Annotated in this window: 21 protein-coding genes and 1 pseudogene; 15 read left to right on the plus strand and 7 right to left on the minus strand. The window is 72.7% G+C overall.

What is annotated here, in order from left to right; translation table 11 throughout:
• Positions 1-4: 4 nt before the first annotated feature.
• The gene (locus ACZ5DC_RS08585) at positions 5-487 is read right to left on the minus strand and encodes a DUF1203 domain-containing protein (protein WP_468650698.1); all 483 of its coding nucleotides are present in this window, start codon (positions 485-487) and stop codon (positions 5-7) included.
• Between the two features lie 112 nt (positions 488-599).
• Between ACZ5DC_RS08585 and pepN the strand changes: the two genes are divergently transcribed.
• Entirely contained in the window at positions 600-3,176 is a 2,577-nt protein-coding gene (gene pepN, locus ACZ5DC_RS08590) for an aminopeptidase N (RefSeq protein ID WP_468650700.1), read from the plus strand.
• Positions 3,177-3,338: 162 nt separating this feature from the next.
• Here the strand turns inward: pepN and ACZ5DC_RS08595 are convergent, their stop codons facing one another.
• Positions 3,339-3,644, minus strand: a complete 306-nt coding sequence (locus ACZ5DC_RS08595) for a hypothetical protein (RefSeq protein WP_468650702.1) — start codon at positions 3,642-3,644, stop codon at positions 3,339-3,341.
• 368 nt (positions 3,645-4,012) lie between these two features.
• Between ACZ5DC_RS08595 and ACZ5DC_RS08600 the strand changes: the two genes are divergently transcribed.
• Positions 4,013-4,513, plus strand: coding sequence for a MarR family winged helix-turn-helix transcriptional regulator (locus ACZ5DC_RS08600; RefSeq protein WP_468650704.1), 501 nt, complete (start codon positions 4,013-4,015; stop codon positions 4,511-4,513).
• A gap of 237 nt (positions 4,514-4,750) precedes the next feature.
• Here the strand turns inward: ACZ5DC_RS08600 and ACZ5DC_RS08605 are convergent, their stop codons facing one another.
• Genes ACZ5DC_RS08605 through ACZ5DC_RS08615 form a run of 3 tightly spaced genes read right to left on the minus strand, consistent with a single transcriptional unit; the run spans position 4,751 to position 7,417 of the window.
• On the minus strand, positions 4,751-5,032 hold the full coding sequence (locus tag ACZ5DC_RS08605; protein WP_171156272.1) for a hypothetical protein: 282 nt from the start codon (positions 5,030-5,032) through the stop codon (positions 4,751-4,753).
• Positions 5,033-5,041: 9 nt separating this feature from the next.
• The gene (gene malQ, locus ACZ5DC_RS08610; RefSeq protein WP_468650706.1) at positions 5,042-7,171 is read right to left on the minus strand and encodes a 4-alpha-glucanotransferase; all 2,130 of its coding nucleotides are present in this window, start codon (positions 7,169-7,171) and stop codon (positions 5,042-5,044) included.
• Entirely contained in the window at positions 7,172-7,417 is a 246-nt protein-coding gene (locus ACZ5DC_RS08615; protein WP_366750552.1) for a hypothetical protein, read from the minus strand.
• A 155-nt stretch (positions 7,418-7,572) separates the two neighbouring features.
• On the opposite strand from ACZ5DC_RS08615, the gene ACZ5DC_RS08620 reads away from it, so the two are divergent.
• Positions 7,573-8,130 (plus strand): RNA polymerase sigma factor, encoded by a 558-nt coding sequence (locus ACZ5DC_RS08620; protein WP_468651284.1) that lies wholly within the window; start codon positions 7,573-7,575, stop codon positions 8,128-8,130.
• Positions 8,040-8,249 (plus strand): annotated as a pseudogene (locus ACZ5DC_RS08625) (ATP-binding cassette domain-containing protein); the annotation flags it as partial. The gene ACZ5DC_RS08620 and the pseudogene ACZ5DC_RS08625, both read left to right, overlap by 91 nt.
• 450 nt (positions 8,250-8,699) lie before the next feature.
• Here ACZ5DC_RS08625 and ACZ5DC_RS08630 read toward each other — a convergent pair.
• Positions 8,700-9,236, minus strand: coding sequence for an HNH endonuclease (locus ACZ5DC_RS08630; protein WP_014672759.1), 537 nt, complete (start codon positions 9,234-9,236; stop codon positions 8,700-8,702).
• A gap of 317 nt (positions 9,237-9,553) precedes the next feature.
• Between ACZ5DC_RS08630 and ACZ5DC_RS08635 the strand changes: the two genes are divergently transcribed.
• Positions 9,554-10,666: a mechanosensitive ion channel family protein gene (locus ACZ5DC_RS08635; RefSeq protein ID WP_468650709.1), complete on the plus strand. Its 1,113-nt coding sequence runs from the start codon at positions 9,554-9,556 to the stop codon at positions 10,664-10,666.
• Between the two features lie 83 nt (positions 10,667-10,749).
• Positions 10,750-11,376 carry a Uma2 family endonuclease gene (locus tag ACZ5DC_RS08640; protein WP_468650711.1) on the plus strand — a complete coding sequence of 209 codons (627 nt, stop codon included), beginning with the start codon at positions 10,750-10,752 and terminating at the stop codon, positions 11,374-11,376.
• A gap of 322 nt (positions 11,377-11,698) precedes the next feature.
• On the opposite strand, the gene ACZ5DC_RS08645 is transcribed toward ACZ5DC_RS08640, so the two are convergent.
• Positions 11,699-12,235 (minus strand): hypothetical protein, encoded by a 537-nt coding sequence (locus ACZ5DC_RS08645; RefSeq protein ID WP_468650713.1) that lies wholly within the window; start codon positions 12,233-12,235, stop codon positions 11,699-11,701.
• A gap of 258 nt (positions 12,236-12,493) precedes the next feature.
• Between ACZ5DC_RS08645 and ACZ5DC_RS08650 the strand changes: the two genes are divergently transcribed.
• The 9 genes from ACZ5DC_RS08650 (at position 12,494) to ACZ5DC_RS08690 (ending at position 23,394) form a co-directional block, all read left to right on the plus strand.
• Positions 12,494-13,321 carry a hypothetical protein gene (locus ACZ5DC_RS08650; protein WP_468650715.1) on the plus strand — a complete coding sequence of 276 codons (828 nt, stop codon included), beginning with the start codon at positions 12,494-12,496 and terminating at the stop codon, positions 13,319-13,321.
• Positions 13,322-13,539: 218 nt separating this feature from the next.
• Positions 13,540-14,751 (plus strand): ROK family transcriptional regulator, encoded by a 1,212-nt coding sequence (locus ACZ5DC_RS08655; protein ID WP_468650717.1) that lies wholly within the window; start codon positions 13,540-13,542, stop codon positions 14,749-14,751.
• A 41-nt stretch (positions 14,752-14,792) separates the two neighbouring features.
• Positions 14,793-16,136 (plus strand): ABC transporter substrate-binding protein, encoded by a 1,344-nt coding sequence (locus tag ACZ5DC_RS08660; protein WP_468650719.1) that lies wholly within the window; start codon positions 14,793-14,795, stop codon positions 16,134-16,136.
• Positions 16,136-17,077: a carbohydrate ABC transporter permease gene (locus tag ACZ5DC_RS08665; protein ID WP_468650721.1), complete on the plus strand. Its 942-nt coding sequence runs from the start codon at positions 16,136-16,138 to the stop codon at positions 17,075-17,077. The genes ACZ5DC_RS08660 and ACZ5DC_RS08665 overlap by 1 nt, the downstream gene beginning before the upstream one ends.
• A gap of 2 nt (positions 17,078-17,079) precedes the next feature.
• Positions 17,080-17,973: a carbohydrate ABC transporter permease gene (locus ACZ5DC_RS08670; RefSeq protein WP_468650723.1), complete on the plus strand. Its 894-nt coding sequence runs from the start codon at positions 17,080-17,082 to the stop codon at positions 17,971-17,973.
• A 7-nt stretch (positions 17,974-17,980) separates the two neighbouring features.
• Positions 17,981-19,246, plus strand: a complete 1,266-nt coding sequence (locus ACZ5DC_RS08675; RefSeq protein ID WP_468650725.1) for a 6-phospho-beta-glucosidase — start codon at positions 17,981-17,983, stop codon at positions 19,244-19,246.
• Positions 19,237-20,223: an N-acetylglucosamine kinase gene (locus ACZ5DC_RS08680; RefSeq protein ID WP_468650727.1), complete on the plus strand. Its 987-nt coding sequence runs from the start codon at positions 19,237-19,239 to the stop codon at positions 20,221-20,223. The genes ACZ5DC_RS08675 and ACZ5DC_RS08680 overlap by 10 nt, the downstream gene beginning before the upstream one ends.
• 72 nt (positions 20,224-20,295) lie before the next feature.
• Positions 20,296-21,750, plus strand: a complete 1,455-nt coding sequence (locus tag ACZ5DC_RS08685) for a purine-cytosine permease family protein (RefSeq protein ID WP_468650729.1) — start codon at positions 20,296-20,298, stop codon at positions 21,748-21,750.
• A 195-nt stretch (positions 21,751-21,945) separates the two neighbouring features.
• Positions 21,946-23,394, plus strand: a complete 1,449-nt coding sequence (locus ACZ5DC_RS08690) for a hypothetical protein (RefSeq protein ID WP_468650731.1) — start codon at positions 21,946-21,948, stop codon at positions 23,392-23,394.
• Positions 23,395-23,396: the final 2 nt, after the last annotated feature.

A 23,396-nucleotide genomic window follows, 5' to 3' on the forward strand; every position in this document is an offset into this window, starting at 1 on the left:
CGGCCTACGCCCGTCGCACCTCGAAGAGGAAGCACCCGTACTCCACCGCCCGCACGTGCGCCAACGCCACCTCCGGGTCGGCGAAGGCCTCCGCCAGGGCGGGGGCGAAGGCGTCCGGGTGCTCCACCAGACGGCCGCCGAGGATGCGGCCGTCGGCCGAGTAGCGGCGCAGGACGCGGTGGGAGCAGGAGTCGGTGAAGGGCAGGGCGTCGCCGGCCGGGCCGGCGCACTCACCGGCGTGGACGAAGACGGGGCCCTGCTCGTCGTAGGCGCCCGGGTCGGCGCCGGTCCCGGCCGCCCAGCGGCGCAGCGGCGCGTACGAGACAAGGGCGATCCGCTCGCCGGGCAGGCTGCGGCGCAGGCAGCAGCGCAGCGGGGCGCCGCCCTCCTCGTCCGTCACCGGGACCGGCGGGCGGCCGGCGTCGTCGGCGGTGCGCAGCTCCTCGAGGACCTCGGCCGGGATGGGCCGTGCGGTGTACGTCGTCATGCGCCCAGCGTCCCGCCGCGGCGCCGCGCCGACCGGCGGGATACGGACATCGCGTTCCCCCTCGATCACATGGAAGGATGACGCAACCGACACATAACGAGGAGATGACCGCGTGCCTGGCACAAACCTGACTCGCGAAGAGGCGCAGCAGCGGGCCGAGCTGCTCACCGTTGACTCGTACGAGATCGATCTCGACCTCTCCGGCGCGCAGGAGGGCGGCACCTACCGGTCCGTGACCACGGTGCGCTTCGACGTGGCCCGCGGCGGTGCCGAGTCCTTCATCGACCTGGTGGCCCCGGCCGTCCACGAGGTGGTCCTCAACGGTGACCACCTGGACGCCTCCGCGCTCTTCAAGGACTCGCGGATCGCGCTGCCCGGACTGCTGGAGGGACGCAACGTCCTGCGGGTCGTCGCGGACTGCGCCTACACGAACACCGGCGAGGGCCTGCACAGGTTCGTCGACCCGGTCGACGACCAGGCCTACCTGTACACCCAGTTCGAGGTCCCGGACGCCCGCCGCGTCTTCGCGTCCTTCGAGCAGCCGGACCTGAAGGCCACCTTCCAGTTCACCGTGAGGGCGCCCGAGGGCTGGACGGTCATTTCCAACTCGCCGACCCCGGAGCCGAAGGACAACGTCTGGGTCTTCGCGCCGACGCCGCGGATCTCGACGTACATCACCGCGCTGATCGTGGGCCCGTACCACTCCGTGCACAGCGTGTACGAGAAGGACGGGCAGTCCGTGCCGCTCGGCATCTACTGCCGGCCCTCGCTCGCCGAGTTCCTGGACTCCGACGCGATCTTCGAGGTCACGCGGCAGGGCTTCGACTGGTTCCAGGAGAAGTTCGACTACGCGTACCCGTTCGAGAAGTACGACCAGCTCTTCGTGCCCGAGTTCAACGCGGGCGCCATGGAGAACGCGGGCGCGGTCACCATCCGCGACCAGTACGTCTTCCGTTCGAAGGTGACCGACGCGGCGTACGAGGTCCGCGCGGAGACCATCCTGCACGAGCTGGCCCACATGTGGTTCGGCGACCTGGTCACCATGGAGTGGTGGAACGACCTGTGGCTGAACGAGTCGTTCGCCACCTACACCTCCATCGCCTGCCAGGCCGCGGCCCCCGGCTCGCGCTGGCCGCACTCGTGGACCACGTTCGCGAACTCGATGAAGACCTGGGCGTACCGGCAGGACCAGCTGCCGTCCACGCACCCGATCATGGCGGACATCCGCGACCTGGACGACGTCCTCGTCAACTTCGACGGCATCACGTACGCCAAGGGCGCCTCCGTGCTGAAGCAGCTCGTCGCCTACGTCGGCGAGGACGAGTTCTTCAAGGGCGTGCAGGCGTACTTCAAGGCGCACGCGTTCGGCAACACGCGCCTGTCCGACCTGCTCGGCGCCCTGGAGAAGACCTCCGGCCGCGATCTGAAGACCTGGTCGAAGAAGTGGCTGGAGACGGCCGGGATCAACATCCTTCGCCCGGAGGTGGAGACCGACGCCGAGGGCGTGATCACGTCGTTCGCCGTCCGCCAGGAGGCCCCGGCGCTGCCGGCCGGCGCCAAGGGCGAGCCGACGCTGCGCCCGCACCGCATCGCGATCGGCCTGTACGGCCTGTCCGACGCCGGCAAGCTGGTGCGCACCGAGCGGATCGAGCTGGACGTGGACGGCGAGCTGACCGCCGTACCGCAGCTGACGGGCACCCGCCGCCCGACGGTGATCCTGCTCAACGACGACGACCTGTCGTACGCGAAGGTCCGCCTGGACGAGGAGTCCCTGAAGGCCGTCACCGAGCACCTCGGCGACTTCGAGGCGTCCCTGCCGCGCGCCCTGTGCTGGGCGTCGGCCTGGGACATGACGCGGGACGCCGAGCTGGCCACCCGCGACTACCTGTCCCTGGTGCTGTCGGGCATCGGCAAGGAGTCCGACATCGGCGTGGTGCAGTCCCTGCACCGCCAGGTCAAGCTGGCCATCGACCTGTACGCCGCCCCGGCCACCCGCGAGGCCCTGCTGACCCGCTGGACCGACGCCACGCTGGCGCACCTGCGCGCGGCGGAGCCCGGCAGCGACCACCAGCTGGCCTGGGCGCGTGCCTTCGCGGCGACCGCGCGCACCCCGGAGCAGCTCGACCTGCTGGAGGCCCTGCTCGACGGCACGCAGACCGTCGAGGGCCTGGCCGTCGACACCGAGCTGCGCTGGGCGTTCGTCCAGCGGCTCGCGGCGGTCGGCCGGTACGACGAGGCGGAGATCGCGGGCGAGTACGAGCGGGACAAGACGGCGGCCGGTGAGCGGCACGCGGCCACGGCCCGGGCGGCCCGCCCGACGGCGGACGCGAAGGCGGAGGCCTGGTCCTCGGTCATCGACTCCGACAAGCTGCCGAACGCCGTGCAGGAGGCCGTGATCGGCGGCTTCGTGCAGACCGACCAGCGGGAGCTGCTCGCGCCGTACACGGACCGGTACTTCGAGGTCGTCAAGGGCATCTGGGACTCCCGTTCGCACGAGATCGCCCAGCAGATCGCGATCGGCCTGTACCCGTCGGTCCAGGTCTCCGAGGAGACCCTGGCCAAGACGGACGCCTGGCTGGCCTCGGCCGAGCCGACCGCGGCCCTGCGCCGCCTCGTCTCGGAGTCCCGCGCGGGCGTCGAACGGGCCCTGAAGGCCCAGGCGGCGGACACGGCGGGCTCCGCCGAGTAGCAGCCGTCACGGCAGGGGCGCCCGGCGCGAGACCGGACGCCCCTGCGCGTCGGCGGGCCCGCGCATGCCGATGCCGGGCGGGCTCGGCCCGTCCGGCATCGGGGTGGGTTCAGCGGGCCGGGACCGTGGTGCGGTTCAGCGGTCCGGGGCCGTGATCGGCTGTCAGTTGACGACGACCACCACGGTGCTGCCGCTGCCGTAGCCGGGGGCGAAGCCCGACCCGTAGAAGCCGGGTCCGTAGCCGTAGAAGCCGTTGCCATAGCCGTAGAAGCCGCTGCGGAAGCCGTTGTTGTAGCCGCCGTAGCAGTTGCTGAACCCGAAGCCGCGGTTGAAGCAGCCGCGGTTGGCCGTGACCTGGTGCGAGGTGGCGGCCGAGGCCGTACCCGCCGTACCGATCGCGGCACCACCCGCCAGGAGGACGCCGGCGGCGGATACCGCGAAGAGACGCCTCACGCTACGTGCTGTCATGGGCTACCTTCCTTCCACGCCCTCGCGGGGTTTCCGGTCCGGGGGCGATGGCCGCGGCCGCGTGCGAACGGGGCACGGCGCGGTCGTAGGTGTTGCCGCGGGGACGAGCAGCAGACCTGGCCACGACGGCTGCCGGTCCCGGTCGTACGGGGCTCTCGCCGCCTGCGGCGGACACACCCCTGATCGCGGCCCTTTTACTTCACGCTAACCGGCCTGCGGTCAGTCAGCATCTCGGACAGCGACGGACCGTGACCGCCCGGCCCCTGCCGCTTCCGGCGCGCGGGCGCACAGGGCTCGCTCTTGGTTAGCTTAGCCGCAAGCTACTTAGCTTTCTTGCGGGCGAGCGCGACGCGGTCGATACTCTGCGCATGCAGCCACAGCCCGCGGACACCGTCGACGCGATCATCGAGCAGTGGGCGCGGGTGCGGCCCGGCCTGGACACCCGGGCCATGGAGGTCTTCGGCCGGATCTTCCGGCTCTCGCGCGTGATGGGCGACCGGATGGAGAGGACGTACAAGCCCTACGGCCTCTCCCGCGGCGAGTTCGACGTCCTGGCCACCCTGCGCCGGGCCGGCGAGCCGTACACCCTCTCGCCCAGCGAGCTGTCGGCCACGCTCATGCTCACCACCGGCGGGATGACCGGCCGGCTCGACAAGCTGGAGCGGGCCGGGCTGCTGCGCCGCTCCCCCGACCCGCACGACCGGCGCGGCCTGCGGGTGAGCCTCACCGAGGAGGGGCTGCGGCTGATCGACGAGGCGGTGGACGCCGGACTGGCGCAGGAGAGCACCGCGCTGTCCGCCCTGGACGCCGAGGAGGCCGACCAACTGGCCGGCCTGCTGCGGAAGCTGCTGGACGCGACGGCCGAGTAGCCGCCGCAGCCGTCACCACGCGTCGCTCACCGCACGTCACCCGGGCGGCGGGCGGGAGCGGCGGAGCCGAGGTGCCGGGCCGACGCCGCCTCGCTCCCGTGCGCCGCCTCCCCGGTCAGAAGGCCCGCCCGGCCCGCTGGGCGGGAGAAACGCCGGGGGCGCCGGTCCCACCCGGGTACGGCGTGCGCGCGTACCGACGGGAGGACCGGCGCCCCCGGCGAACGGACCGACGGTCGCTCAGGCCTTGGCCCGGGCGTCGGACTGGACGTTGATGTTGGACGAGGTGGTGTCCTTCTTGGCCCGGGACTTGTCGAGGGCCATCACCAGACCGGCGATGACCAGGAACAGCACCACCGGGGCGAACACGTAGAGGCCCAGCGTCTCGATGACGCTCAGGCCCTTGCCGGGGTCGTCACCGTCGTCGCGGGTCAGCGCGAGCGCGGGGGACGACATGAGCAGCATCATCAGCGTCGTACCGGCGGCCAGGGCGCCGGCGCGCAGGGCGTTCTTCTTGTCCACGGAATCACGTTAGCGAACCGCCGTAGGGGCCGCGCGGCCGGGGTGCCCGTACGGGGGCGCGGGGGGTCGGCGCAGCACCTCCAGCAGGGCCCTGAGCCGGGGCGAGGCCAGCAGTTCCTCCAGCGGCACCGGGCGGCCGTCGGCGCCGGCGACCGGCAGCCGCCAGTTCGGGTACTGGTCCCAGGTGCCCGGCAGGTTCTGCGGGCGGCGGTCGCCGACGCCGTCGGGGAGCCAGACGCCGACCAGCCGGGCGGGGGTGCGCAGCAGGAAGCGGTGGACGGCGCGGATCTCCTCCTCCTCGTCGGAGCCGGGCGGTCCGGCCGCCGGGCTGTCCAGCAGACCGAGGCTGCCGAGCAGGGCGAGCCACTCCGCGGTGTCGGCGGCGGCCTCCGCGCGTTCCTCGGCGGCCGAACGGGTCAGCAGGCCGAGCCGGTCGCGCAGCTCGACGTGGTCGCCGGTGAGCCGGGCGGCGGTGGGCGGCAGGTCGTGGGTGGTGGCGGTGGCCAGGCAGTCGGCGCGCCAGCGGTCGGGCGGCAGCGGATGGCCGTCGCCCTCCCAGTCCCGTTCGAACCAGAGCACGGAGGTGCCGAGCACCCCGCGCCGCTGGAGCGTCTCGCGCACGCCGGGTTCGACGGTGCCGAGGTCCTCGCCGATCACGACGGCGCCCGCGCGGGTCGCCTCCAGGGCCAGGACCGCGAGCATGGCCTCGGCGTCGTAGCGGACGTAGGTGCCCTCGGTGGGCGGGCTGCCCTGGGGGACCCACCAGAGCCGGAAGAGGCCCATGACGTGGTCGATGCGCAGCGCGCCGGCGTAGCGGAACAAGGCGCGCAGGAGGTCGCGGTAGGGGGCGTGGCCGGTCGCGGCGAGCCGGTCGGGGCGCCAGGGCGGCAGGCCCCAGTCCTGGCCGCGGGCGTTGAAGGCGTCCGGCGGGGCGCCGACGGACATCCCGGCGGCGAACACGTCCTGCTGGGCCCAGGCGTCGGCGCCCGCCGGGTGCACGCCGACGGCGAGGTCGTGGACGATCCCGACCGGCATGCCGGCCTCACGGGCGGCGCGCTGGGCGGCGCGCAGCTGGCCGTCGGTGAGCCAGGCGAGGCGGGTGTGGAACTCCACCCGGTCGGCGAGCTCCCGCCGGGCCCGGGCGGTGTCGGCCGAGCGGGGGTCGCGCAGCCCGTCCGGCCAGTGGTGCCAGTCGGAGCCGTGGACCTCGGCGAGGGCGTACCAGGTGGCGTGGTCGTCCAGGGCCCGGCCGTGGGTGGCGCGGAAGGCGTCGTAGGCGGCCTGGCGGCCGGGGCCGAGGGGCACCCGGGCGACCAGCTCCAGCGCCTCCCGCTTCAGCTCCCACACCGCGTCCCGGTCGATGAGGGCGCCCTTCTCCAGGACGGCGGCGCGCAGCCGCCCGGCCCGCTCCAGCAGCCCGGCGAGTCGCTCGCGGTCCTCGGCGTACGCGTATTCGGGGACGTCCTCGACGCGCAGGTGGACGGGGTCGGGGAAGCGGCGGGAGGAGGGACGGTACGGGGAGGGGTCGGTGGGGGCGCCGGGTACGGCCGCGTGCAGCGGGTTGACCTGGACGAACCCGGCACCGGCGGTGCGTCCGGCCCAGCCGGCCAGCTCGGCGAGGTCGGCGAGGTCGCCCATGCCCCAGGAGCGGTGGGAGAGCAGGGAGTAGAGCTGGACGAGGAGGCCGTAGGAGCGGCCGGGCGGGGCGGGCAGCCGGTCCGGGGCGACGACGAGACACGCCTCACCGGTCCGCCCGTCGGGCGCGGTGGCGGTCAGCCGGTGGACACCCGGCAAAAGGCCGTCGGTGCCGTCCCGTTCCGCACCGTCCTCGGTTGCGACGCGCAGCCGGGTGCCGGGGGGCAGCGCGGTGAGGGCGGCGGGCGGTTCCGCTCCGGCCCACTGCACCACCGTCGGCGGCAGCAGACGCTCGCGCAGCTCGCGTTCCCGGGCGGTGAGGGAGGCGCGCACGGCGTCCGGGCCGGCCGCGTCGACGCCGAGAGCGGCGAGGGCGGCGGTCACGGCGGTGGCGGAGACCTGGACGGTACGGTCCGGGGCGGGGCGGTAGGAGGTGGCGACCCCGTGCAGCTCGGCGAGCCGGGCGAGGTCCTCGGTGGGGTGCTCGTCGGGCGCCGCGGCCATCTACAGCCCCGGCGCGAAGGAGTCCGGGACCGGGTCGGACTCGCTGGTCAGCGGGGCGCCCTCGGCGAGCGGGGGCTCACTGGTCAGGGGCTCGGCGTCGGGCAGCGGCGGCTCGCTGGTCAGCGGCGCCTGCGCGCAGGCGCTCTCCGCGCTGAACGCGCACAGCGACGTCGTACCGGTCTCGGCGGACGGCTCCGCCACGGGTTTGAGCTGGGCCGGGATCGTGAGTCGGGCCGGTGCGGCCACGGGGGCCTCCTAGGGGGTGCGCGGATGGTGCGGCTCGGACGGGTCACGGCAGGCCTACCCCGTGAGCCCGCGGCCACGCGCGGCAAAAGAAGGCGCCGGGGTGATCCGGCGCCGGTCCGGTGATCGATAGAGGGGGTGTGAGACTGTTCCGCCCCATGGGGGGCCAGCGGGAGAAGGGCGACGGGAGCGGCGGGGACGCGGCCCTGTTGCGGGCCGTCGCGCGGGGGGACGCCGCGGCGATGGCCGCCCTGTACGACCGGCACGCCGGGTGGCTGCACGCGCGGCTGGCCCGCCGGTGCGCCGACCCCGAGCTGGTGCGGGAGGTGCTCCAGGACACGTTCGTCACGGTGTGGCGGTCGGCGGCCGGGCACCGCGGGCAGGAGGCGGGCGGCTGGCTGTGGACGATCGCCGCGCGCCGGCTGGTCGACGCGCGGCGGGCCCAGGAGCGGGCCGCGCGGGTCGCGGGAGCGCTGCCGGAGCCGGAGTCCCCCGGGCGGTGCGGGTCCGCCGCCGCGCCGTCCGCCGAGGACCGGGTGCTGGCGGGTCTGGAGTACGGCGACGTGGGCACCGCGCCGGACCGCTGCTCGGGCAGGACACCGCAGGTCACCGCGGGCTGGCCGGGGTGCGGCGCCGGCTGGGCTATCTGCCGCAGGAGTTCGGCTACTACCCGGGTTTCACCGTGCGGGAGTTCGTGGCGTACGTGGCCTGGCTGAAGGAGATGCCGGCGGCGGACGTGCCGGCGGCCGTGGAGCGGGCGGTGGCCCGAGTCGGCCTCGCGGACCGTGTCGACGCCAAGGTCCGGACGCTGTCCGGCGGCATGGTCCGCCGGGTCGGCATCGCGCAGGCCATCGTCAACGACCCCGCCGTGCTGCTGCTGGACGAGCCGACCGCCGGTCTGGACCCGGAGCAGCGGGTGGAGTTCCGCGAGCTGCTGGGCGCCTCGGCGACGGTGGTGGTCTCCACCCACCTGGTGGAGGACGTGGCCGCCGCCTGCACCGAGGTCACCCTGCTGGACGCGGGCCGGATCGCGTACCGGGGCACACCCGAGGCGCTGACCCGGCTCGGGCTCGTCCGCCGCCCGTGGCCGCGCGGCCACGGTGTGGGCCTGGCCGATGCAGCCGGGCGCCCAGCCGGGAGCCTGGGCGGCGGCCCTGGCCGCGTTCGCGCTGGGTGCGGCCCTGTACGCGGCGCGCGGCGCCCGCCCGGAGGGATTCGGCGGCTAGGCGCGGACCGGCCGACGCGCCCCCCTTCTCGCAGGCGTGCGAACGAACCGGGCCCGGATCTAGGCGGAGATGCCGTCGATCCGGGCCAGGGCGTCGTCCGCGCCGTACGGCTGCAAGTACGGCAACCAGCGCGGGTCGCGATGTCCCGTGCCGATGATCCGCCAGGCCAGCCCCGTGGGCGGAGCCGGTTTGTGGCGCAGCCGCCAGCCCAGTTCCACGAGGTGGCGGTCGGCCTTGACGTGGTTGCAGCGGCGGCAGGACGCCACCACGTTGTCCCAGACGTGCTTGCCCCCGCGACTGCGCGGGATGACGTGGTCGACGCTGGTTGCGACGCCACCGCAGTACATGCACCGGCCCCCGTCGCGCGCGAACAGCGCACGGCGGGTCAGGGGAACAGGCCCCCGGTAGGGGACCCGGACGAATCGCTTGAGCCGGACCACGCTGGGTGCGGGGAGGGTGACGGTCGCGCTGTGCATATAGGCGCCGGATTCCTCGAGGGAGACCGCCTTGTTCTCCAGGACGAGGACGAGCGCGCGGCGGAGCGGTACGACGCCGAGCGGCTCGTACGACGCGTTGAGGACCAGGACATGCGGCACGGGTGCCTCCTTGGGCGTCGGCGGCGCGTGGCTCGCGCCGGGACGATCTGCAGTCAGTCTCTCCTCATGCCTGGTGGACGCGCCACCATGTCCCGGTAACGGGCTGGGAGTGTTTTCGACCACATCCTGATTCATCCCCCGGATCACGGCCTGTTCAAGCCCGCGTGAGCCGCGTCTCTCCCGCCCGCCTCCTGTGCCGATCGGCACGGGGCATACAGAATGCCCCGTTAGTGTGGTGGTCCTGTCCGTCCGGTGACCTTTTCGTGACCTTGACCGCCCGCCGGTGCGGACCGCGCAGCACCTGGGAGGTACCTGCCGTGTCGTCCCTGCCCGCCGCCGTCCTGGCCGCCGGCGCATCGCCGTCTCCTTCGCCGTCGCCGTCGGGATCGACGGCCCCGGTCGTGCCGACGCTCCAGGACGCCCAGGAGAGCGCGACGAACGCGGCGAGCTGGGTCGAGCAGAACTGGTCGACATGGCTCGCGATGGGTCTGCAGATCCTGCTGATCCTGGTCATAGCGGTGGCGCTGCGGGCGGTGGTGCGGCGGGCGATCACCAAGCTGATCGAGCGGATGAACCGCTCCGTGCAGGCCGTGGACGGCAGTGCGCTGGGCGGGCTGCTGGTGAACGCCGAGCGGCGGCGGCAGCGGGCCGCGGCGATCGGTTCGGTGCTGCGGTCGGTGGCGAGCTTCCTGATCCTCGGCACGGCCGCGCTGATGGTGCTGGGCACCTTCAAGATCAACCTGGCGCCGCTGCTGGCGTCGGCCGGCGTCGCGGGCGTGGCGATCGGTTTCGGCGCGCGCAACCTGGTCACGGACTTCCTGTCCGGCGTGTTCATGATCCTGGAGGACCAGTACGGCGTCGGGGACGTGATCGACGCGGGGGTGGCGACCGGCGAGGTGATCGAGGTCGGGCTGCGCGTGACCAAGCTGCGCGGCGACAACGGGGAGATCTGGTACGTCCGCAACGGCGAGGTCAAGCGGATCGGCAACCTGTCCCAGGGCTGGGCGACGGCCGGGGTCGACGTGACCGTGCGGGCGAGCGAGGACCTGGACCGGGTGAAGGCCACGCTGGACGAGGTCGCCGAGAAGATGGGCAAGGAAGAGCCCTGGAACGAGCTGCTGTGGAGCCCGATCGAGGTGCTCGGTCTCGACTCGGTGCTGATCGACCACATGGTGGTCCGGGTCTCGGCCAGGACGATGCCGGGCAAGTCGGTGACGGTGGAGCGGGAGCTGCGCTGGCGGATCAAGCGGGCGTTCGACGCGGCGAGCATCCGCATCGTCGGCGGTGCGACGGCCGTCGAGGACCAGCAGGACGCCCCCGACCCGACGGCCGCGGTCGCGGCCCCGGTGGTGTACTCCGACGCGGAATCCCCGCAGTCGGCGGCGGCCACGCCGATAGTCCCGCAGCGGCCGGCGCCCTCGGGGAAGTAACGGAACGGTTCGGCACACACGTTCGAGTGAACGGACGGGGCGTTCCGGCGCGGGGGGCGCGCGGGTGCCCCATCGTTCCGGCCATGAACACCGACCGCACCGGGGAGCCGGACCTCATGGCCCGTATGGACCCCGTCCAGCTCCTGGCGGCGTACGAGGCGGTCTCCCCCATGCCCGTACGCCCCGAGTTCATCGAAGGCCGGGCGTGCGTACCGCTGGCGCCGCCCGGGGACGGGCACAGCGACACGGCTCTGTCGCTGTGCTTCCAGCTTCGCTCGGCAGCGGTCCCTCACGCCGGCATCGGCAACGGCTTCAGGTCCGCCGACCCGGACCACGGCACGACGGCGCTCATCATCCCCGACTTCTACGCCATGCGTCGCCAGCCGACGAGCACGGACGTGGCGCACTTCGCCACGCATCCCGGCTGGTACCCCATCGACATGCTCGCCCTGGTCGGCGAAGTCACGTCCACGAACCACGAGACCGACACCGGCCCCAAGTTCCGTGCCTACGCCGCCGCCGGCGTCCCCGTCTACGTCCTCGTCGACCGCCATTCCACAACGGCCCACTGCTACACGGACCCCGTCCTCCCCGACGACGACCCCACCGAGGCGTACTACGCCACCGACACCGAGGTCGGCCTCGGCGAACCGCTTCCACTGCCGGCGCCCTACCCCACCCTGGACACCGCCCCCTTCATCGAGGGCTGAGCGGGCCGCAGGCCGGCCGGTACGCCGTCGATCCGGTCGTGGTGCCGGGGATGGGTGTCGCGCGAGCGAGGCCATCGCCCGCCGCTCGGACACCTCCGCGCCGTTCGTACGGACCGACGCGACGATCGTGCGGACGGGCACGTTCCGGAACGTGGTCCGCCCGTCGTCCTCGCCGAGCGTCACCACCGGGGACACACCGGTGAGCCGCGTCTCCCGCCGTACCGCACCCCAGCGGAACGCGCCGGAGCCGCGGGACGCCGATGCGAAGCGTCCCGGCGGGGGCGCCACCCGGACGTGCCACCGCTCCCCGCTCGGCCGCTTCTCACTCGGTCTCCCCCGCTCTCGCCACCTGGCATAGCGCCACGAACGCGCTCGCCATGCGCTGCCCCGGCATGCCCGTCAGTCCCTGGTCCGCGCGCAGCAGGACCCGGGACGCGCCCGACGACCGGTCCACCGTCAGGGAGCCGGTGACCGCGTGCCGGCCGCGGAACGGGCGCCACTGGAAGTCCCACGCCCCCGCCTCGCCCGTCACGTCGTACGCCCGCTCGGACGCGGCGATCGCCGCTCGCAGCCGCTCCGCCTGCCCCGCCGGGAACGCCCGCTCCTGTGTGGCCCGCAGGGCGTCCACGGTGACCGGGATGCCGGTACCGCGTGCCCGGCGGACCAGGGCGGCGTACACGTGGAGGGCGGCGAGCAGGCCGAGGGCGGCCCAGACGAGCGGGACGAGGACGAGGTCCTCGGCGAACGACCGGGAGAGTCCCTCGCCCAGGAAGTCGCTCAGGCCCACCGTGATCAGCAAGGGCACGTAACCGGACAGGGTGAGCAGCCACAGCCTCCCGAGCAGCCTCCGGTCGACCATCCCCACCGTCCCCCGTCCCCCGTCCCCCGTCCCCCGTGCCCCGCGTCCGTCCTTCGCCCGAATGGAGGGCCGGTGACCAGCGAAGACCATGTCCGTGACGCACGCGTGACGCGGCCTTGGACCCCATCCGAACACAGATCGTCTTCACCGGAACCCCGCGTTCCCTCCGCATCCGGTGATCCTCTAGGGTCGCCTCACAACGGGCCCTTGTTCTGGAGCGCGACGCCGCCCGGGGGCCCGTGTCGAATGTGGGGAAACATGCGAAAGCTCGCCATCGGCACCGCCCTGTCCGGTGCGTTGGCCCTGGCCGGCCTGGCCGCGCCCGCCGCGTCGGCGGCCGGCACGCCGGACCTGACCTTCGCCGGTGTGACCGTGAACAAGGGCAAGCCGATCGTGGTCGGCGCCACCAAGGCGGTGAACGTGCCGGTGTCGTACACCCTGACCCGGCCGAAGAACCTGGTCATCGACCAGGAGAAGACGGTGCAGGCCGTGCTGCTGTACCGCGGCACGCTGAAGTCGCCCGACAGCGAGCTGGGCCCGCGCGAGGCGCCCGTCTGCACCACCAAGGCCACGACGGAGACGACCGTCACCGAGAGCTGCACCGAGACGATCGTCGCCGTTCCGGACCAGGAGCTGTACGAGGCCGCCGACGCCGGCACCTGGAAGGCCGCCGGCGTCTACGCGCACAGCGACGGCAGCGCCTCGGACGACTACCTGCACAGCGAGTACGACCTCACCATGTGGGGCAACCTCGCGTCGGCGCAGGTCAAGCGCGCCTCCCGGCTGACCGTGGACGCCGCCCCGGAGCCCGTCGCCAAGGGCCGTACGCTGACCGTCAAGGGCAAGCTGACCCGCGCCACCTGGGCGACCGGCACGTACACCGGGTACAAGGGCCAGAAGGCCGTCCTGCAGTTCAAGGCGGACGGCGGCGCGTACGCCGATGTCAGGACGCTCACCTCCGGCACCGGCGGCGCCCTGTCCACCACGGTGAAGGCGGGCCGGAGCGGTACCTACCGCTTCGTCTTCGCCGGCACGTCCACCACGGACGCGAAGACGTCCGCCGGTGACCACGTGACCGTGAAGTAGCCCCGGGCACTCCCCGTACCGCAGCGCCCCCGAGGTAACGACTCTGTTGCCTCGGGGGCGTTGTCTATTGACGCCCCCTTCGTCCTCGGCTTACGTTCCTCCCACCCCAATAGGAAAGTTTCCTAACAGTGATCTCCCGGGCGGCCGTTGATCAAGACTGGACGTCATGCCCAGGTCACTGAGAAGCTGGGCGGCTGGAAAGGCAGGTGTCGACCCCCATGGCAGGAACCGCCGGTACGCCGGGCACCCCGCGCGTCCTGCGCGCCATGAACGACCGTGCCGCCCTGGACCTGCTGCTGGAGCACGGGCCGCTGTCGCGCACCCGAATCGGCAAGCTCACCGGCCTGTCCAAGCCCACCGCCTCCCAGCTGCTGGCCCGTCTGGAGGCGGCCGGACTGGTGCGCGTCACCGGCACCAGCGAGGGCCGGCCGGGCCCCAACGCCCAGCTCTACGCGATCAACCCCACGGCCGCGTACGCCGCCGGGCTCGACGTCACCCCGCACCGCATCCGGGCCGCCGTCGCCGACATCACCGGCCGCACGGTCGGCGAGTACGAGCTGCCCACCCCCGGCCGGCGCCCGGCGCACCCCGTCGTCCGGCAGGTCACCGACGCCCTCGACGGCGCCGTCAAGGCCGCCGGGCTCGCCCGGCCCGACGTGCACCGGCTGGTCATCGGCACGCCCGGCGCCTTCGACCCCAACACCGGGCGGCTGCGCTACGCCTCCCACCTGCCGGGCTGGCACTCCCCCGCGCTGCTCGAAGACCTCGCGGCGGCCCTGCCGATGCCGGTCGAGTACGAGAACGACGTCAACCTCGTCGCCATCGCCGAACAGCGCCTCGGCGCGGCCCGCGGCCACGCGGACTTCGTGCTGCTGTGGAACCAGGAGGGCCTCGGCGCCGCCCTGGTCCTGGGCGGCCGGCTGCACCGCGGCTGGACCGGCGGCGCCGGCGAGGTCGGCTTCCTCCCGGTGCCGGGCACCCCGCTGGTCCGGCAGGTCACCAAGGCCAACAGCGGCGGCTACCAGGAGCTGGCCGGCTCCCAGGCGCTGCCGAAGCTGGCCCGCGAGCTCGGTGTCGAGGACGTGCCCTCGGGCCCGTACACCGAAGCCGCCACCACGCTCGTCGCCCGTGCCGCCGACCACGCGAGCGGCCCGCACCGGGAACTGCTCCGGACCTACGCCACCCGGCTGGCCACCGGTCTCGCCTCGCTCGTCTCCGTCCTCGATCCCGAACTCGTCGTCCTCAGCGGCTCCGCCCTGACGGCCGGCGGCGAGGTGCTGCGCGCCCTCGTCCAGGCCGAGCTGGAGGAGCTGGCCGCGGCCCGGCCCCGGCTGGTCGTCGGCGACGTCCACGAACACCCCGTGCTGCGCGGCGCGCTGGAGTCCGCGCTCGCCGCCACCCGCGACGAGGTCTTCGACACCTCGCGCTGAGCGCCCCCTCTTTCCCGACCCGTCCCCTGGGAGACCTCGCCATGCCCACAGCCATACCCGGAGTCGCCCGAAAAGCGGCCTTTGTCCTGACTGCCTCCGCCGTGCTCCTCACCGCCGCGTGTACCGGCCAGTCCGACTCCGGCGCCACCGACGATCCCTCGCAGGACACGACGATCAACTTCTGGCACGCCTGGAGCGCGCCGAACGAGGTGAAGGCCGTCAAGTCGCTGGTCGCCGGCTTCGAGCACGCGCACCCCAACATCCACGTGAACGTCGTCGGCAACATGACCGACGACAAGATCAACCAGGCGCTGCGGGCCGGCGGCGAGAAGGCCCCGGACGTGATCTCGTCGTTCACCACCAACAACGTGGGCAAGTTCTGCTCCTCGGGTGCGCTGGTCGACCTCAACCCCTTCTTCGAGAAGTCCGGGATCGACCCGGAGAAGACGTTCCCGAAGCCGATGAACGAGTACACCCAGTTCGACGGCGACCGCTGCACGGTGCCGCTGCTCGGTGACGCGTACGGGCTCTACTACAACAAGACGGCGTTCGAGAAGGCCGGCATCGCGCGTCCGCCGAGGACCTGGTCCGAATTCGAGGCGGACGCCAAGAAACTGACGATTCCTCAGGGCAACGGGTACAAGCAGCTCGGCTTCATGCCGAACTACCACGGCTGGGAGTCCACCACCGAGCACTACCTCGGCCAGTTCTCACCGACGTACTTCGACAAGAACGGCAAGTCGAACCTCGCCAAGGACCCCGCGTTCGAGAAGGGCTTCACGCTCCAGAAGAAGCTCGTGGACGAACTCGGCGGATTCGAGAAGCTGGAGAGGTTCCGCGCCACGCTGGGCGACGAGTGGGGCCCCAAGCACCCCTTCCACACCGGCCAGGTCGCCATGCAGCTCGACGGCGAATGGCGGCTCGGGATGGCCGAGGAGGCGAAGCCCGGCTTCGAGATCGGGGTCGCCCCGCTGCCCGTCCCGGACGACCAGGCCGGCCAGTACGGCAAGGGCTACATCACCGGCACCATCGCGGGCATCGCCGCCACCAGCCACAAGCGGAACGCGGCCTGGGAACTGGTGAAGTACATGACCACGGACACGGACGCGGTGGTCGGCTTCGCCAACGGCATCCACAACGTGCCCTCCACGCTGGCCGCGCTGAAGTCGCCGAAACTGAAGTACGACCCGCGGTTCAAGACCTTCCTGGACATCGCCGCCGACCCGCACTCCACCACGACTCCCGCCTCGATCAACGGCGGTGTGTACCTGGTGACGATCCAGCAGTTCGGCTACGACTACGAGAGCGGCAAGGCCACCGATCTCAAGGCCGGGCTGAAGAAGGCGGCCGCGCAGATCGACACGGACATCGCGCAGGCCCAGTGATGAGCGCCGTGACCCTCGCGTCGAGACGCCGGCGCTCGGCCCTGCGCACGCTCGCCTTCATGTCGCCGTGGCTCATCGGCTTCGCGGTCTTCTTCGCCTACCCGCTGGTCTCCACGGTCTACTTCTCCTTCATGCACTACGACGGCTTCCGGCCGCCGACGTGGAGCGGCGGGAAGAACTGGACGTACGTCTTCGAGCACTACCCGCTGTTCTGGCCCGCGCTGCGCAACACGCTCTGGCTGGTCGTGATCATGGTGAGCCTGCGGGTGCTGTTCGGGCTGGGCGTCGGACTGCTCATCACCAAGATCAAGACCGCCACGGGCGTCTTCCGCACCCTGTTCTACCTGCCCTACCTCGCCCCGCCGGTCGCGGCCACCATGGCCTTCGCGTTCCTGCTCAACCCCGGTACCGGCCCGGTGAACTCGCTCCTGGAGAAGACCGGGCTGCCGGCGCCGGGCTGGTTCAACGACCCCACGTGGTCCAAGCCGGCGCTGACCCTGCTGGCCCTGTGGGGCGTCGGCGACCTGATGGTCATCTTCATGGCCGCGCTGCTCGACGTACCGACGGAGCAGTACGAGGCGGCGGAGCTGGACGGCGCCTCGGCCTGGCAGCGCTTCCGCTACGTGACCCTGCCGAACATCTCCCCGATCGTGATGTTCGCCGTCGTCACCGGCGTGATCCAGACCATGCAGTACTACACGCAGCCGCTGGTCGCCGGGAAGGTCGCCTCCGGGGTGATCCAGGGCGCCGGCACCCAGTTCGAGCCCGGCTACCCCGACAAGTCCACGCTCACCCTCCCCCAGCTCGTCTACAACCTCGGCTTCCAGCGCTTCGACTACGGCTCGGCGTGCGTGGTGGCGCTGGTGCTGTTCGCCCTGTCGATGGCGTTCACCGCGCTGCTGATGCGGCGCCGGGGCGGCCTGATCCAGGCAGGTGACTGACCATGACCCAGGTACTGGACCAGCCGGTGAAGCCGGCGCCGCTCGCCACCGGAGCCGAGCGCACCGCCCGGCGCCGGGCGGTGCTGGAGTGGATCGCCGTCCACTCGCTCGGCGTCGCCGCCGCGCTGTTCTTCACGCTGCCGTTCGTGTTCGTGTTCCTGACCTCGCTGATGAGCGACAGCCAGGCCCTCAGCCGGGACCTGATCCCGCACACCTGGGAGTGGGACAACTACCGCAAGGTCTTCGACACGCCCGGCTTCCTCACCTGGTGGAAGAACACGCTGCTCTACGCCGGTCTCGGCACCGTGCTCACCGTGGTGTCCTCGATCCCGGTGGCGTACGCGCTCGCCAAGTTCCGCTTCCGGGGCCGCAACCTGTCGCTCATGCTGGTGATCTCGATGATGATGCTGCCCCCGCAGGTGGTCGTCATCCCGATGTACCTCTTCTGGGCGAAACAGCTGGACCTGTCGGGCACGCTGTGGCCGCTGATCGTCCCGATGGCGTTCGGGGACGCGTTCTCCATCTTCCTGCTGCGCCAGTTCCTGATGACGATCCCGAACGAGTACCTGGACGCGGCGAAGGTGGACGGCTGCGGCGACCTGCGCGCCCTGTTGCGGGTCGTTCTGCCCATGGCGAGGCCGGGCATCGCCGCCGTCGCCCTCTTCCAGTTCTTCTACGCCTGGAACGACTACTTCGGGCCGCAGATCTACGCGTCCGAGAACCCCGGCGCCTGGACGCTGTCCTACGGCCTGGAGTCCTTCAAGGGCGCCCACCACACCGACTGGAACCTCACCATGGCCGCCACCGTGCTGGTCATGGCCCCCGTGATCCTCGTGTTCTTCTTCGCCCAGAAGGCGTTCGTCGAGGGCGTCACCCTCACCGGAGTAAAGGGTTGAACTGGCTATGAAACTCACCGTGGTCGGCGGCGGCTCGACCTACACACCGGAACTCGTCGACGGCTTCGCGCGCCTCAGGGACACCCTGCCCGTCGAGGAACTAGTCCTGGTCGACCCGGCCGGGGACCGGCTCGAACTGGTCGGCGGCCTGGCCCGGCGGATCTTCGCCAAGCAGGGCCACGGCGGCCGGATCGTCACGACCTCCGACCTGGACGCGGGGGTCGACGGCGCCGACGCCGTCCTGCTCCAGCTGCGCGTCGGAGGCCAGGCGGCCCGGCAGCAGGACGAGACCTGGCCGCTGGAGTGCGGCTGCGTCGGCCAGGAGACCACCGGCGCGGGCGGCCTGGCGAAGGCCCTGCGCACGGTCCCGGTGGTCCTGGACATCGCCGAACGGGTCCGCCGGAGCAACCCGCGCGCCTGGATCATCGACTTCACCAACCCGGTCGGCATCGTCACCCGCGCCCTGCTCCAGGCCGGGCACCGGGCGGTCGGCCTGTGCAACGTGGCGATCGGCTTCCAGCGCAAGTTCGCGGCGCTGCTGGGCACGGCCCCGGCGGATGTGCACCTGGCCCATGTGGGCCTGAACCACCTCACCTGGGAAACCGGTGTGCGTCTGGGCGGACCGGAGGGCGAGAACGTCCTGCCGAAGCTGCTGGCCGAGCACGGCGACGCCCTCGCCGACGACGTCCGCCTGCCCCGCCCGCTGCTGGACCGCCTCGGTGTCGTCCCCTCCTACTACCTGCGCTACTACTACGCGCACGACGAGGTCGTCCGGGAGCAGCGCACGAAGCCCTCGCGGGCGGCCGAGGTCGCGGCGATGGAGCGCGAGCTCCTCGCGATGTACGGCGACCCGGCCCTGGACGAGAAGCCGGCCCTGCTGGCCAAGCGCGGCGGCGCCTTCTACTCGGAGGCGGCCGTGGACCTGGCGGCGGCCCTGCTGGGCGGCGGGGGCAGCCCCTACCAGGTGGTGAACGCGCTCAACAGGGGAACGCTGCCCTTCCTCCCGGACGACGCGGTGATCGAGGTGCAGGCGGCGGTCGGCCCGGCCGGGCCGGTCCCGCTCCCGGTCCCCGGCCTGGACCCGCTCTTCTCGGGACTGATCGCGAACGTGACGGCCTACGAGGACCTGGCCCTGGAGGCCGCCCTGCGCGGCGGCCGGGACCGCGTCTTCCGCGCGCTGCTCGCCCACCCCCTGATCGGCCAGTACGCGTACGCCGACGCCCTCACCGACCAGCTGATCGCACACAACCGGGAGCACCTCGCGTGGGCCTGACCGCACCCGACCCGCTGACGGTCCTCGCCATCGACGCGGGCAACAGCAAGACCGACGTGGCCGTGGTCACCGCCGCCGGTGAGGTGCTGGCCACGGCGCGCGGGGGCGGTTTCCGGCCGCCGGCCGTGGGCGTGACCGCGGCGCTGGACGCGCTGGCGGAACCGGTGGCCCGGGCGTTCGCGGACGCCGGGGTCACCTCCGTCGGCCATGTCGCGGCCTGCCTCGCCAACGCCGATCTGCCGGTCGAGGAGGAGCAGTTGGCGGCCGCGCTGCGCGCGCGGGCGTGGGGCGCGTCGGTGGAGGTCCGCAACGACACCTTCGCGATCCTGCGGGCGGGCGTCGCCGAGCCGCGCGGGGTGGCGGTGGTGTGCGGCGCGGGCATCAACTGCGTGGGCATGCGGCCCGACGGCCGTACCGCCCGCTTCCCGGCCATCGGCCGCATCTCCGGCGACTGGGGCGGCGGCTGGGGCCTGGCGGAGGAGGCCCTGTGGCACGCGGCACGCGCGGAGGACGGGCGGGGCGGCCCGACCTCGCTGGCCCGCACCCTGCCCGCCCACTTCGGCCTGCCGACCATGTACGCCCTCATCGAGGCGCTGCACCTGGAGCACCTGGGCCACGACCGCCGGCACGAGCTGACCCCGGTGCTGTTCGCCACGGCGGCGGACGGCGACCCGGTGGCCCGCGCGATCGTCACCCGGCTCGCGGAGGAGGTCACGGTGATGGCCACGGTCGCCCTGACCCGCCTGGACCTGCTGGACGAGGAGACCCCGGTGCTGCTCGGCGGCAGCGTCCTCACCGCCGGCCACCCGCAGCTGGACGACACCGTCCGCACCCTGCTGGCGGCCCGCGCCCCCAAGGCCGACGTCCGCGTGGTGACGGCCAGCCCGGTCCTGGGGGCGGTCCTCCTGGGCCTGGACCGGCTCGGGGCGGACGCGGAGGCGCGGGAGCGGGCGCGGGGGCACTGGGAAGCGGGCTGATCCTGGGTCGTCCCCGGCGCGGAGCGGGGCAACAATGTGACCAGAGGGGCGGAGCCGACCCCGGGAGGCGTCATGAGCACATCAGCCGAGCCAAGGGTGTCCGGTCTCGAGGTCCGGTCCATCGACTACGTCCCGCTGGACGAGCGGCACGGCAAGCTCTGGCACCTGGGCCCGCTGTGGTTCATGTCCAACGCGCAGATCGCCACCCTGGCGGTCGGGCTGGTCAGCATCACCCAGGGCGGCAACCTCGTCTGGTCCCTGCTGGCCATCGTCTCGGGCACCGTGACCGGCACCTTCTTCATGGCCTTCCACTCCGCCCAGGGACCCCAGCTCGGGCTGCCGCAGATGATCCAGTCCCGGCCCCAGTTCGGCTACGTCGGCGCGCTGCTGGTGTGGCTGTTCGCCTACGTGCAGTACGCCGGGTTCAACGTCTTCAACAGCATCCTCGCCGCCGACTCCCTGCACGCCACGCTGCACGGCGGCGTGAAGCCGTGGGTCGCCGTGGTGACCGCGGTCGCGCTCGTCATCGCGCTGGTGGGCTACGACGTCATCCACAAGGCCGAGCGGATCCTGACGTACACCTTCCTCGTCATCTTCGGGGTCTTCACCGTGGGCGTCCTGGTCACCCTGCACTACCCGGCGGGCTCCTTCGACCTCGGCGGCTTCCGGTGGACGCCGTTCCTCGCGCAGTTCGGCGTGGTCGCGGGCTACCAGATCAGCTGGGCCATCTACGTCTCCGACTACTCCCGTTACCTCCCCCCGGACGTCACCGTCCGCAAGACCTTCTACTGGACCTACTTCGGCTCCGCGCTGGGCGGCATCTGGCTGATGGTGCTCGGGGCGCTGCTGGCGGCCTGGGCCGGCCCGGGGACCTTCCGGACGATCCCGGCGATCGACGCCGCGGGCGACAAGGTGTTCACCGGGTTCGGCGCCGTCGTGCTGCTGTTCTCGGCCCTCGGCCTGGTCTCGGTGACCGCGCTGAACATGTACGGCGGGTCCCTCACCCTCATCAGCGCCATCGACTCGTTCAAACGGGTCCGGCCGACGCTCGCCGTACGGCTGGTCACCCTCGGCCTCACCGCGGCGCTCTCCCTGGCCGGCGCGCTGGCCGCGACGACGAACTTCCTGGCGAACTTCGAGAACTTCCTGCTCCTGGTGCTCTACCTGTTCATCCCGTGGACCGCGGTGAACCTCATGGACTACTACGTGGTGCGCCGCGGGCACTACGCCATCGCCGAGATCTTCAACCCGCACGGCATCTACGGCCGCTGGGGCCGGCACGGCATCATCGCCTACCTCGTCGGCTTCGCCGCGATGGTCCCGTTCTTCTCCGTCGGCACTCTGTTCTCCGGTCCCGCCGCGAGGGCGCTGGGCGGCGCCGACATCTCCCTCTTCGTCGGCCTCCCCGTCAGCGCCCTGCTGTACTGGTGGCTGACCCGTTCGATCGACGTGGCGGCGGAGACCCGGCTGGCGGTGGCGGAGGCGGCGGCCCTGGAACAGGCCGCACACGAGCACCGCGAGCCGTGAGGCCGCCCCCACCGGCCCGCCGCGCAGGGAACCGATCCCCCGTCACCCGCGTGTTCCAGCACGGGGGGTGGTACGTACGCCGGTACGCGCCCCCGGGCGCGCTGCGATCCGATCAAGATCCAGTGAAGGCCGGTGCGCGATGTCGGTGCGGGCGGTGATACTGGGCGGCGTACGGATGACCATGGGGGAGGTCGAGTGACACACCCGCCGAAGAGCAGCGCCGCACCACCGCGCGCAGGGTCCGCCGGTGCGGCCGGTGTCCCCGCCATCCCCGCCCAGCCCGGGCCGCCCCGGCTCCCCGCGACCGCCGGCCCGGGAGTGCCGCCCGCGCGCCGGACCGCCTTCGCCGAGGGCGCCGAGCGGCTGCGGGCCGCCGCGACGACCGAGCCGGGGCGGCTGCGGATCATCGGTGCGGTCCTGGCGCTGCTGGTCGTCGCGTTCGGGGCGGCCACCGCCTGGCAGACCAGCACCCGCTCGGCCGCCGCCGACGACGTGCTGCACCGCAGCCAGCCGCTCAGTTACGGCGCGGCCGGCATCTACCGGTCGCTGGCCGACGCCAACACCGCGGCCTCCAGCGGGTTCCTGGCGGGCGGGCAGGAGAACGCGCAGTCCAGGGACCGGTACGAGAAGGACATCCGCAGCGCCGCCGCCGGGCTCGTCACCGCCGCCGCCAACGCCGAGCCGGGCTCCGCGTCCGAGGAGACCATCGCCGGGCTGAACCGGCTGCTGCCCGAGTACAAGGGCCTCATCGAGCGGGCCCGGACGTACAACCGGCAGGGCTATCCGGTCGGCGGCGCCTATCTGCGGTACGCCAACGAGAAGATGCAGAAGGAGATGCTCCCGGCGGCGGAGGACCTCTACACCACGGAGAACCGGCGGCTCGACGCGGACTACGCGGACGCCACGCCGTACCCGTGGGTCGCCATCGCGCTCGGGCTGCTCGCGCTGGCCGCGCTCGGCTGGGCCCAGCACCGCACGTACCGGCGCACCCACCGCGTCCTCAACCACGGCCTGGTCGCCGCCAGCGCCGCGACGGCCGTCGCCCTGCTGTGGCTGGTCGTGGGCCACATGGTCGCCCGGTCGGGGCTCGACGGCTCCTACGAGCACGGCATCCGCTCGCTCAACGTGCTCCACGACGCCCGGATCGCCTCCCTGAAGGCGCGCGGCAACGAGAACCTGAGCCTGGTGGCGCGCGGCGCCGAGACCGTCACGGTCGACGGCACGACGTACGACGCCTACTACCGCGCCTTCGACCAGGACATCGCCGTGCTCGGCAAGGGGCTGGCCGAGGCGGCGCGGCTCGCCGACGACCAGGGGGGCACCGCGCCGGTCGAGGCGGCCGAGGCCGACATGGCGGTGTGGAAGCAGCGCCACGCCACGGCCCGCGCCGAGGACGAGAACGGCAACTACCAGCAGGCGCTGGACAGGGTGATCGGCGAGAAGGGCGCGACCGCCGAGTGCTTCGACGGCGTCGACCGCAGTCTGGCCCGGGCCATCGCCCATGAGCGGGCCGAGTTCCAGCGGGCGGCCGGAAACGGGCGCGACGCCATGACCGGACTGCCAGAGGGCGCCGCCGTCCTCGCCGTGCTGGGCGCGGCAGGCGCCGTCGCCGGCATCGGACGCAGACTTTCGGAGTACCGGTGACA

The organism is Streptomyces sp. NPDC031445, from assembly GCF_055581365.1.